This is a genomic window from Micromonospora coerulea, assembly GCF_016598485.1.
Taxonomy (GTDB): domain Bacteria; phylum Actinomycetota; class Actinomycetes; order Mycobacteriales; family Micromonosporaceae; genus Micromonospora; species Micromonospora coerulea.
This window is the reverse complement of the sequence record NZ_JAEMUW010000016.1, coordinates 74,236-85,663: the sequence shown is the minus strand read 5'-3', so window position 1 is coordinate 85,663 and position 11,428 is coordinate 74,236. Positions and strand designations below refer to the sequence as shown.

The 11,428-nt window shown below is 72.3% G+C and carries 8 protein-coding genes and 1 pseudogene; 7 read left to right on the top strand and 2 right to left on the bottom strand.

Features of this window, described 5'->3' with window-relative positions:
- Positions 1-466 precede the first annotated feature (466 nt).
- Positions 467-2,617 (bottom strand): BTAD domain-containing putative transcriptional regulator, encoded by a 2,151-nt coding sequence (locus I8N68_RS20815; protein ID WP_200212571.1) that lies wholly within the window; start codon positions 2,615-2,617, stop codon positions 467-469.
- A gap of 152 nt (positions 2,618-2,769) precedes the next feature.
- Between I8N68_RS20815 and I8N68_RS20810 the strand changes: the two genes are divergently transcribed.
- The 6 genes and pseudogenes from I8N68_RS20810 (at position 2,770) to I8N68_RS20785 (ending at position 9,236) form a co-directional block, all read left to right on the top strand.
- Positions 2,770-4,179, top strand: a complete 1,410-nt coding sequence (locus I8N68_RS20810; RefSeq protein WP_200212569.1) for a hypothetical protein — start codon at positions 2,770-2,772, stop codon at positions 4,177-4,179.
- Between the two features lie 37 nt (positions 4,180-4,216).
- Positions 4,217-4,897 (top strand): annotated as a pseudogene (locus I8N68_RS20805) (hypothetical protein); the annotation flags it as partial.
- Between the two features lie 929 nt (positions 4,898-5,826).
- The gene (fabG, locus tag I8N68_RS20800) at positions 5,827-6,531 is read left to right on the top strand and encodes a beta-ketoacyl-ACP reductase (RefSeq protein WP_200212567.1); all 705 of its coding nucleotides are present in this window, start codon (positions 5,827-5,829) and stop codon (positions 6,529-6,531) included.
- A gap of 23 nt (positions 6,532-6,554) precedes the next feature.
- Positions 6,555-7,322 carry an enoyl-ACP reductase FabI gene (fabI, locus tag I8N68_RS20795; protein ID WP_200212565.1) on the top strand — a complete coding sequence of 256 codons (768 nt, stop codon included), beginning with the start codon at positions 6,555-6,557 and terminating at the stop codon, positions 7,320-7,322.
- A gap of 70 nt (positions 7,323-7,392) precedes the next feature.
- Positions 7,393-8,421 carry a ferrochelatase gene (locus tag I8N68_RS20790; RefSeq protein WP_200212563.1) on the top strand — a complete coding sequence of 343 codons (1,029 nt, stop codon included), beginning with the start codon at positions 7,393-7,395 and terminating at the stop codon, positions 8,419-8,421.
- Positions 8,370-9,236, top strand: coding sequence for an HAD-IIA family hydrolase (locus I8N68_RS20785; protein ID WP_200212561.1), 867 nt, complete (start codon positions 8,370-8,372; stop codon positions 9,234-9,236). Before I8N68_RS20790 ends, I8N68_RS20785 begins: the two co-directional genes overlap by 52 nt.
- Before the next feature lie 21 nt (positions 9,237-9,257).
- Here the strand turns inward: I8N68_RS20785 and I8N68_RS20780 are convergent, their stop codons facing one another.
- Entirely contained in the window at positions 9,258-10,052 is a 795-nt protein-coding gene (locus I8N68_RS20780; RefSeq protein WP_200212559.1) for an Rv1486c family protein, read from the bottom strand.
- 181 nt (positions 10,053-10,233) lie between these two features.
- On the opposite strand from I8N68_RS20780, the gene I8N68_RS20775 reads away from it, so the two are divergent.
- Positions 10,234-11,046 carry a DUF3097 domain-containing protein gene (locus I8N68_RS20775; RefSeq protein ID WP_200212557.1) on the top strand — a complete coding sequence of 271 codons (813 nt, stop codon included), beginning with the start codon at positions 10,234-10,236 and terminating at the stop codon, positions 11,044-11,046.
- Positions 11,047-11,428 lie beyond the last annotated feature (382 nt).

Here is an 11,428-nt window from a genome sequence, read left to right as displayed (position 1 = left end):
GAACAGGACGGCCACCCAGACGGCGGCGAGGGTGAAGCCCAGCGGGGCGACGTAACGGCTCATGGGACTGCTCCGTGGCGACGGACGGTCCGGGCGGGGACGGACCGCGGGGTGGATCAGGGCGTACGCACACGAAGTCGTGACCGGGGTGCTCCGCCCGCGCCGCAGGCCGGGGTCGCCCGGGCGGACGGCCGGGGAGATCGGGGCGGTGCGGAGGGCGGGGAGCGGGGTCAGCCGCGCCGGCTGAGTCGTGGCTCAGCGGGGCTGACGGTCGGCCCGGCCACGACTGGGAGGATCGCTATCTCGCACAGCGATCACCTCCTGCGGTCGGCGGGGCTCGACGGCGGGCGATCCACTGCCCGCAAACGCGATCATCGTACACCCGCGGCGCGCGCGGCGCGCACTCGGCCGACCGGGCAGCCGGTGTGACATCCGGCCGCCCGGGCCGTGCCCAGGTGGGTCTGGTTCAGGCGGCCTTCGGGCCGCTGATCCGCTGCCAGGACACCAGCCGGCGCAGCGCCGCCGACCGGGCGGCCGGCGGCTCGTGCCGCTCGGCGAGCTCCCGGCCGTAGGCGCGCAGCAGTCGGTGCATCTGGAAGTGCTGGCCGTCCAGCGGGGTGAGCAGGCTGACGTCGGCGAGCCGGCCCAGCAGGTCCTCGGTCTCCGCGACCGGGTGATCGAGGAGTGCTCCGGCGGCCGCGACCGTGATCCGCTCGAGCGGTGCGGCGGCCACCAGCCGGAACGCCCGCGCGGCGGGAGCGGACAGCCCCGCCATGCCTGATCCGAGGACCGCGCGGAGATCGAGGTCACCGGCCCGCAGCACGTGCAGGGCCTGGTCCGGGTCGGCGAGGCGGCGAGCCAGGGCGGCCGTCGTGCAGCCCGGCCGACGGGCCAGCAGCACGCCCGCGATCCGCAACGCCATCGGCAGGCGACCGCAGGAACGCACCAGGTCCCGCGCCGCCGCGTCGCGTTCCGGCCCGGCGGTGCCGGCCACCGCGGCGAGCATCGCCAGCGCGTCGTCGGTCGGCAACACGGCCAGTTCGAGGCGGCGCGCAGCCTCCAGGTCGACCAGGCGGTTGCGGCTGGCGACCAGCACCCGGCTGGGGCCGGAGCCCGGCACCAGCGGCCGGACCTGGGCCGCGTCCCGGGCGTCGTCCAGCAGGATGAGCACCCGCCGGTCGGCGAGCAGGCTCCGGAGCAGCGCGCCAGCCCCCGCCTCGTCCTCCGGCAGGTCCGACTCGGCGACGTCGAGCGTCCGCAGGAATCGGCGCAGCACCTCGGCGGCCCGAGCCGGCCGCGCCGAGCTGCCCCGCAGGTCGGCATGCAGATGGCCGTCCGGAAAGAGAGAAGCCACCCCGGCCGCCGCGGCGGCCGACAGCGCTGACTTGCCCACCCCGGGCAGGCCGGTGATCACGCAGACCGGCAGGGCCCGGCGGCCGGTGTGGCCGGCGTCGTCGAGAAGCCGGCGCAACTCGGCCCGCTCCGCCTCGCGACCCGTGAAGTCGGCCGGCGGCGCGGGCGACTGCCACGGTGTCGGCGTGCTGCGCCGGGCGGCGGAGGATCGGGTCCGGTGCCACTGCTGCCGGAGCAGCCGCTCGCGGTACGCCCGGAGTTCGGGGCCCGGGTCCACCCCGAGCTGGTCGGCGAGGCGGCGCACCACGCCGTCGTAGCAGGCGTACGCCTCGCCCTGCCGCCCGGTGGCACCGAGGGCCAGCGCCAGCCGGCCGTGGACCTGCTCGTCCAGCGGGTGCCGGCCGCCGAACGGACGCAGGACGCGGACCAGGCGGTCGTACTCGCCGAGCTCGTCCAGCAGGTCGGCGCAACGGGTCGCCTCGGCGGTGCCACGGGCGACGAGCAGCATACGCGCCGGATGTGCGGTCAGGGCTTCCACGTCGGCGACCGGGTCGTCGCGCCACAGCTCCAGCGCCTGCTCCAGTTTCGTCGCGGCCGTCACAGCCGGCGAATCCTGGTTCGCCTCCCGGACCAGTCGTTCGAAGCGCCGCAGGTCGAGCTGCTCCTCCGACAGGTCGAGCCGGTAACCCCCGGGTACCAGCCGGAGCACCGTGGCCACACCGCTGGCCGTGCGCTGCGGTTCGAGCAGCCGGCGCAGCCGCGCCACATAGGTGTGCACCAGGTTCACCGCCGAGCGCGGGGGATCCTCTCCCCACAGCACGTCGATCAGTTCGGCCCTGGACACCACGGTGCCGGGGCTGATCGCGAGCCGGCCGAGCAGCGCCCGCTGCCGGGGCGACGCGAGCAGCGGCAGCCCGTGGCCGCGCTGGATCTGCAGCGTGCCGAGCACCTCGATGCGGATGGCGGGCCGTGCCGCCGACTCGCCAGCCGGAACCGGGTCGGGACCCGCCGGCCGGGTGACCGGGTCGCGGGCCGCGCGGTGGAACTCGGCGGCCTCGGGCCCGGTCAACCGCAGGGCGTCGGCCAGGCGGGAGATGGATCCCGCGGTCGGGCGGCAGGTCCGGCCCTGCTCCAGGTCCCGGACCGCGGTCGGGCTCAGACCCGCCGTCCGGGCCAGTTCCACCTGGGTGAGGTCGGCCTCCTCGCGGCAACGCCGCAGCAGGCCGGCGAAACCGTACCCGGGCAGGCTCACGCCAATGGGCATGTCATCAACCCCCGTCACTGACTGTCTTGACCGCGACAGACGGTAGTACCGATCCGGTACCGGTGCCGTCCCTCCAGCACCGATCCAGCGCCCGCCGGGATGCTCGGACGCACGACCGGTCCACGGGGATCCGTCGTGAACTGGAGATGTACATGAATCGACGTGTTTTCAACGGAGTGTCGGGACTACGACACTTCGGACTGGCCGCGGCACTGACCGTGGCCGCGGTCACGGCGGCGTCACCGGCCGCCGCCAGCGACACCGAGCCGGCGCTGCCGCCGGCGCTGGCACCGATCACGACGCTGTACAGCGTGGCGCCGTGCGACCCGAACGGTCCGACGACCGCCGACGGCGCCCTGGCAACCGACCTCAACTCGAAGCTGAACGCCGACATGGCGGGCTACCTGACCGCCTATCGGGTGTCCTGCGCACGGGAGGTGGTCGAGGCGGTGCGGGCGCGTGGCTTCGCCTCCCGGGCGGCGGTCATCGCCATCGCCACGGTGATCGTGGAGACCCACCTGCAGAACATCGACGAGATGGTCGACCACACCAGCCTGGGATTGTTCCAGCAGCAGGACTGGTGGGGCACCCGTGAACAGCGGCTCAACCCCGACTACGCGACCGGCAAGTTCCTGCAGAAGATGGTCGAGCTCTACCCCAACGGGTCCTGGGCCAGTGCCCCGATCGGCACGGTCTGCCAGAAGGTGCAGGTTTCCGCCTACCCGGACAAGTACCAGGTGCAGGCCGCCGACGCGCAGATCATTGTGGACGCGCTCTGGGCTCCCGCGCCCCAGCCGTCGTACGCCTTGTCGGGCGACTGGTTCCGCACGGGTGAGTTCACGCCGGCGGTGGTGCAGCGGTCCGGTTCGGTGTGGGAGTGGAACATCAAGCGGTCCCAGTCTGGTGGTGCGGCGGATGTCAAGTTCACCTACGGGGACGCGGACATGGTGCCGGTGGCCGGTGACTGGGACGGCGATGGCGACTGGACGCCGGGGGTGGTGGCCAACGAGTCGAACTCGCGGCGGTGGTATCTGAAGAACTCGCTGGCCGGTGGGGTTTCCGACGTGAATTTCCTGTACGGGGGCAAGGACTACATCCCGGTCGCGGGGGACTGGGACGGCAACGGCACGTTCACGCCGGGGGTGGTGTCGAGGGACAACGGGGCGTGGAAGTGGGAGCTGCGTAACGCCAACAGCGGTGGTGCGGTGAGTGCGACCCTGCGGTACGGCAACTCGAACACGTGGCCGGTGGCCGGTGACTGGGACGGCAACCTGACGTGGACTCCGGCGGTGGTGGACGACACCGATGGTCCGCGGCGGTGGTTCCTGAAGAACGACCTCGGCACGGACGGGCTGGCCGACGTCCAGTTCAACTACGGCTCGCACGGGACGTATCCGGTGCCGGGCAACTGGAACGGCGCGACGGCGGCCACCGAGCCCGGGATCGTGGAGAACTTCGAGTCCCGGGTCTGGCGCTGGTACCTGAAGAACTCGGTCAGCGGTGGGACCGCCGACGAGTACTTCGACTACGGCAACGACGCCCCCTACCCCTACCCCTTCTGACTGGGAGCCCTCAATGATGCGTAACGAATTCCTGTCGATGGAAAAGCTGGCGCTACGGATTCCACGCGGAGCCGCCGTCGTCATGTCCGCACTGCTGATCGCCGGCGCTGTCGTCTCCCCCGCCCCGGCCAGCGCCGCCGAGAACCCGAACCCGTCCAGGATCACCGAGGCTTCCTGGTGGCTCATGGAGGAACTCCTGAAACTCGACCCGGGGACGCAGAACGGCGGTATCTACGCCAACAAGCCGGGCTATCACAACACCCGCGCAGCCAACGATCCGAGCGACTATTCCGTCCGTGACGCCGAGGACCAGGCCGGGCCGTCGGACAAGGCGGCCGCCTACGACTGGACCTTCCCGGAAGCGCAGAGCCTGGCGCTGGCGGCGGGCGAGACCGGCGCGGAGCCCGACCTGCTTCTTCCGTCCGGGCTGCAGGCCACGACCTCCGACTACAGCAACATCGCCCGTTACTCCAGCCGCCTCCTGGCATCCGGCAAGGATCCGAGCGACCCGCGTCTCGACGGCTGGCGGGAGTTCTACGGCCAGGCCGACACCGACAGCAGTGTGGAGGGGTGGGACTTCCGGTACGACACCGCCGTGTCATCGGACTCCTCGCACCTGTGGCACATTCACCTGAGCGAGGACCGCGGCAAGGTGTCGAGCTACGAGAACAAAGAGGCTCTGCTCAGCGTGCTGCGGGGCGAAACCGTGGAACAGTGGCTGAGCCGCGGGGCGTCGTACGCCTTGTCGGGCGACTGGTTCCGCACGGGTGAGTTCACGCCGGCGGTGGTGCAGCGGTCCGGTTCGGTGTGGGAGTGGAACATCAAGCGGTCCCAGTCTGGTGGTGCGGCGGATGTCAAGTTCACCTACGGGGACGCGGACATGGTGCCGGTGGCCGGTGACTGGGACGGCGATGGCGACTGGACGCCGGGGGTGGTGGCCAACGAGTCGAACTCGCGGCGGTGGTATCTGAAGAACTCGCTGGCCGGTGGGGTTTCCGACGTGAATTTCCTGTACGGGGGCAAGGACTACATCCCGGTCGCGGGGGACTGGGACGGCAACGGCACGTTCACGCCGGGGGTGGTGTCGAGGGACAACGGGGCGTGGAAGTGGGAGCTGCGTAACGCCAACAGCGGTGGTGCGGTGAGTGCGACCCTGCGGTACGGCAACTCGAACACGTGGCCGGTGGCCGGTGACTGGGACGGCAACCTGACGTGGACTCCGGCGGTGGTGGACGACACCGATGGTCCGCGGCGGTGGTTCCTGAAGAACGACCTCGGCACGGACGGGCTGGCCGACGTCCAGTTCAACTACGGCTCGCACGGGACGTATCCGGTGCCGGGCAACTGGAACGGCGCGACGGCGGCCACCGAGCCCGGGATCGTGGAGAACTTCGAGTCCCGGGTCTGGCGCTGGTACCTGAAGAACTCGGTCAGCGGTGGGACCGCCGACGAGTACTTCGACTACGGCAACGACGCCCCCTACCCCTACACCTTCTGACCCTCACGACCGGGGGGTGCCGTGCCAGTTCGGCGCGGCACCCCCGCCTGCTCTTCCCGCCGCTCGAGGCACCTCCCCGTTAGCGCTTACCTGCCGGTAACCCCTAGGCTCGCCACCGACTGGGAGATCAGCTGAGCAGAGGGGGACCCGTGGCCCGTACCGTGCTGGTGACCGGCGGCAACCGGGGGATCGGCCTGGCCATCGCGCAGGCGTTCGCCAAGCAGGGCGACCGGGTGGCGGTCACCCACCGCAGCGGCGACGCTCCGGCGGGGCTGTTCGGCGTGAAGTGCGACGTCACCGACTCCGCCTCCGTCGACGCGGCCTTCACCACGATCGAGGCGGAACTGGGCCCCGTCGAGGTGCTGGTCGCCAACGCCGGCATCACCGCCGACACCCTGCTCATGCGGATGTCCGAGGAGCAGTTCACCGGGGTGCTGGACACCAACCTGACCGGCGCGTTCCGCTGCGCCAAGCGGGCCTCGGCGAAGATGCTCCGGGCGAAGTGGGGCCGGATGATCTTCATCTCCTCGGTGGTCGGCCTGTACGGCGGCGCCGGCCAGGTCAACTACGCGGCCAGCAAGGCCGGCCTGGTGGGCGTGGCCCGCTCGATCACCCGGGAGCTGGGCAGCCGCAACATCACCGCCAACGTGGTCGCGCCCGGCTTCATCGACACCGACATGACCGCCGCGCTGCCCGAGGAGCGCCGCACCGAGTACCGCAAGGCCATCCCGGCCGGCCGCTTCGCCGAGCCGGACGAGGTCGCCGGGGTGGTCACCTGGCTGGCCTCGGACGCAGCCGGCTACATCTCCGGCGCCGTCATCCCGGTCGACGGCGGCCTGGGCATGGGTCACTGAGAACGTACGGAGGAAGCCTTCACATGTCAGGACTGCTCGCCGGCAAGCGGCTGCTGGTAACCGGCGTCATCACCGACGCCTCGATCGCCTTCTCGGTGGCGAAGCTCGCCCAGGAGAACGGCGCCCAGGTCGTGCTCACCGGCTACGGCCGGCTCTCCCTGGTCGAGCGGATTGCCAAGCGGCTGCCCGAGGCGGCCCCGGTGATCGAGCTGGACGTGACCAACCCGGAGCACCTCGCCGGCCTCGCGGACAAGGTGCGGGAGCACGTCGACGGCCTGGACGGGGTGGTGCACTCGATCGGCTTCGCCCCGCAGAGCTGCCTCGGCGGCGGCTTCCTCGACGCCCCCTGGGAGGACGTGGCGACCGCACTGCAGGTCTCCACCTTCTCCTACAAGTCCCTGGCCATGGCGGCGCTGCCGCTGATGTCGGCGGGCGGCGCGGTGGTCGGGCTCACCTTCGACGCCACCAAGGCCTGGCCGGTCTACGACTGGATGGGCGTGGCCAAGGCGGGGCTGGAGTCCGCCTCCCGCTACCTGGCGCTGCACCTGGGCGAGCAGGGCATCCGCAGCAACCTGGTCGCGGCTGGCCCGCTGCGTACCATCGCCGCCAAGTCCATCCCCGGCTTCGACCAGTTCGAGGACGCCTGGACCGCGCGCGCCCCGCTGGGCTGGAGCCTGACCGACCAGGAGCCGGCCGCCCGGGCCTGCCTGGCGCTGCTGTCGGACTGGTTCCCGGCCACCACCGGCGAGATCGTCCACGTCGACGGCGGCTACCACGCGATCGGCGCCTGAGACGAGCCCGAGACCGGGCCGTCCCGGGGTGGTCGCGGGCCTGTCACGGCCGTCGGGGGAGAATGGCGCCATGGCGTACGACGCACTGGTGCTGGTCTCCTTCGGCGGCCCGGAACGGCCCGAGGACGTGCTGCCGTTCCTGCAGAACGTCACCCGGGGACGGGGCGTACCGCCGGAGCGGCTCGCGGAGGTCGCCGAACACTACCTGCACTTCGGCGGGGTCTCCCCGATCAACCAGCAGAACCGGGAACTGCTCGCCGCGATCCGGGCGGACTTCGCGGCGAACGGCGTCGACCTGCCGGTCTACTGGGGCAACCGGAACTGGGACCCGATGCTCGCCGACACCGTGACGCGGATGCGCGACGACGGCGTCCAGCGGGCGCTCGCCTTCGTCACCAGCGCGTACGGCGGCTACTCGTCCTGCCGGCAGTACCAGGAGGACATCGCCGCCGCCCGCGCCGCGGTCGGCCCCGGCGCGCCGGTGATCGAGAAGCTGCGCCAGTTCTGGGACCACCCCGGCTTCGTCGAGCCGCACATCGACGCGGTGCGTGCCGCGCTGGCCCAGCTCGACCCGGCGAAGCGGGACAGTACCCGGCTGGTCTTCACCGCGCACTCCGTCCCCCATTCGATGGCGGCCACCGCGGGCCCGAACGGCGGCCGGTACACCGCCCAGCTGGCGGAGACCGCCCGGCTGGTGCACGCCGCCGCCCCCGACCTGCCGTACGACCTGGTCTGGCAGAGCCGGTCCGGCCCGCCGCAGGTGCCGTGGCTGGAGCCGGACATTAACGACCACCTGGCCGCCCTCGCGGAGCAGGGGGTGACCAGCGTGGTGGTCAGCCCGATCGGGTTCGTCTCCGACCACCTCGAGGTGGTCTGGGACCTGGACACCGAAGCGCGGGAGACGGCCAAGCAGCGGGGCCTGGACTTCGTCCGGGCGGGCACCCCGGGCACCGACCCGCGCTTTGTGACGATGGTCCGCGAGCTGGTCCGCGAGCGCACCGAGCCGGCCGGGGAGCGGCTGCGCCGCCGCCTCGGCGAGCTGCCGATGTGGGACACCTGCCCGACGCCGTGCTGCGTGCCCGCCGCCCGCCGTCCGTGAGCCCGACCGACCTCCGACACCCCCTGGGACGACAGATGCATGACCGCAAGCCGGTGCAGAGCTGGCTCACCGACATGGACGGCGTGCTGGTGCACGAGGGCCAGCCGGTGCCCGGCGCGCCCGAGTTCATCAAGCGGCTCCGGGCCTCCGGTAAGCCGTTCCTGGTGCTGACCAACAACTCGATCTACACCCCGCGGGATCTTCAGGCCCGGCTGGTCCGGATGGGGCTGGACGTACCGGAGGAGGCGATCTGGTCGTCGGCGCTGGCCACCGCCCAGTTCCTGGCCGACCAGCGGCCGGGCGGCACCGCGTACGCGATCGGGGAGGCCGGGCTGACCACCGCGCTGCACGCAGTGGGGTACGTGCTCAGCGACTTCGCGCCGGACTACGTGGTGCTGGGGGAGACCCGCACCTACAGCTTCGAGGCGATCACCAAGGCGGTCCGCCTGATCAATGACGGGGCCCGGTTCATCTGCACCAACCCGGACGTGACCGGTCCCTCGGTGGAGGGCGCGCTGCCGGCGGCCGGCTCGGTGGCGGCGATGATCTCCAAGGCGACCGGGGTGGAGCCGTACTTCGTCGGGAAGCCGAACCCGATGATGATGCGCTCGGCGCTGAACACCATCAACGCGCACTCCGAGTCGACCGCGATGATCGGCGACCGGATGGACACCGACATCCTGTGCGGGCTGGAGGCGGGGCTGGAGACCATCCTGGTGCTGACCGGGATCAGCAGCCGCGCCGAGGCGGAGCGGTACCCGTACCGGCCGTCCCGGATCGTCGAGTCGGTCGCCGACCTGATCGACGAGGTCTGACGCCGACGAGGCGTCTGATGCTCAGGGGCGCAGCGGCGCGTTGCAGGCGGCGACGAGGGCCTGCCGGCACGCAGTGGTCAGCGGGCGCAGCGCGGCGTCGCGCTGCTGCGCCTCGTAGTTGTTGATCGCCCCGCCGGGCGCGCTGTGCCCGGCGAGGGCGAGCACCCGGTCCAGCACGGCCGCGCGGGCGAAGAGCCGGCGGGCCCGCGGGTCGAAGCCGGGCGGCAGATCGGTGGCGCCGTCCGGGCGGCGCAGCGCGGCAAGGGCCCCGGCCAGCTCGGGCCGCCACTGGGCCACGTCCAGGCGGGTCAGCGCGGCGGTGGTCTCGGCGAGGGCGGCGGCCAGCTCGGCCTCCGCCTCGGCCGCCCCGGGGGCGGCGAGCGACGCCTTCGGCGCGTCCGACGGCAGCGGGTAGACCCGCCAGAGCACCGTCTCCCAGGTCATCCCCGAGCCGGAGGTGTGCGTCCGCACCTCGGGAATGAACCCGAGACCACCTGCCACCACGGCCTCGCCGGCGAGCAGCGCGGCGCCCGCGAAGTCACCCGGGCCGGGCAGGCCGCGCGGGTCGCCCGGCGCGGGCAGCACCAGGCGGATCTCGTCGGGGGTGAGTTTCGCCAGGGTCGGCAGCGCGTCCCGCAGCGGCACGTCGGTCCAGGTGCCAGGGGCGTCGGCGACCAGGTGCTCCTCGTCGCCGGCGATGGACTCGGCGACCTCGTCGAAGGGCACCAGGCCGGCGCGCCAGGCGCGCACCCAGGCAACGAAACGGCTGGACCGGCGCGGAGCCAGCGTGGCCGCGCCCGTGGCGGGGAGGGACATGCGGAAAGGGTACGTGTTCGCCGCCGCCCCTGTCTCGACTGCCGCTCCGGCCGCGTAGCCTGCCCCGAACTGCCTGCTTCGCCCCAATTTTGCGGTCCGCGTGGCCGGTCGTCGGGCCGGCCCGCCCGCCCGGCGGCGCGTCGGCGGGCGACGCGCCGGAGCGCCGGTTAGCGTGATCGACATGGCGGGGCGATACGACGGGGACGTGCTGGCGGGGGACTGGCGACGGCGGAAGGTCACCCCCGAGGTGGACGCCGAGCCGGACCTCGTGGTCGAGGACGCGGACTCCGGCTTCTGCGGCGCGGTGGTCGGCTTCGAGGCCGGTGCGGTGGTGCTGGAGGACCGGCACGGCCGGCGGCGCAACTTCCCGCTGCTGCCCGCCGCGTTCCTGCTCGACGGCCGGCCGGTGACGCTGCGCCGGCCCGCCCGCGCGCCCGTGCCGGCGGCCCGCCGGCGTACCGCCTCCGGCTCGATCGCCGTCGACAACGTCCGGGCGCAGGTCGCCAAGGCCAGCCGGATCTGGGTCGAGGGCGTGCACGACGCCGCGCTGGTCGAGCGGATCTGGGGCGACGACCTGCGGATCGAGGGCGTGGTGGTGGAGCCGCTCGACGGCATCGACGCCCTCGACGCCGAGGTCCGCCACTTCGCGCCCGGGCCGGGCCGGCGGCTCGGCGTGCTCGTCGACCACCTGGTGCCCGGCTCGAAGGAGAGCCGGATCGTGGCGAAGGTGTCCTCGCCGCACGTGCTGGTCACCGGGCACCCGTACGTCGACGTCTGGCAGGCGGTCAAGCCGGCCGCGCTCGGCATCCCGGCCTGGCCCGTGGTGCCGCCCGGACGGCCCTGGAAGGAGGGCGTCTGCGCGGCCCTCGGAGTGGGCGAGCCGGCGGACATGTGGCGACGCATCCTGTCCCGGGTCGACAGCTTCGCCGACGTGGAGACGCCGCTGATCAACGCGATGGAACGGTTGATCGACTTCGTTACGTCGCCCGAGTGATCTCTTTGGTCGCATGTCCGTTGCGATCGCTCATCGGTTCGGGTTGCCGAGAGGGGCCGCCGTGACGCTGCGGACGTGCAGGATTGATCCCTCGGCCGGTCACGGCGGCCGTAGGCCCCGTCGTGGTTGAGGGTCCGCGGGGTCAGGCCCCTTGGCCCTTCCCAATATCGTGTTTCGGTTTGGCCATGTTGGCTGAACGGCAGCTGCCGGAAGCTGTGGCCTCGCCTGGCCTCGCCTGGCCTCGCCTCTTGTGGGCGGCCGGGTGTGGCGGGTGCCGCCAGCAGTGGTCAATCGGTGATGATCTATGATGCATGACGATGACACGCTGCCCGACGTCACCGAGATTCTGACCTCACCGTGTGCCCGTCCGTACCGGCGGCGC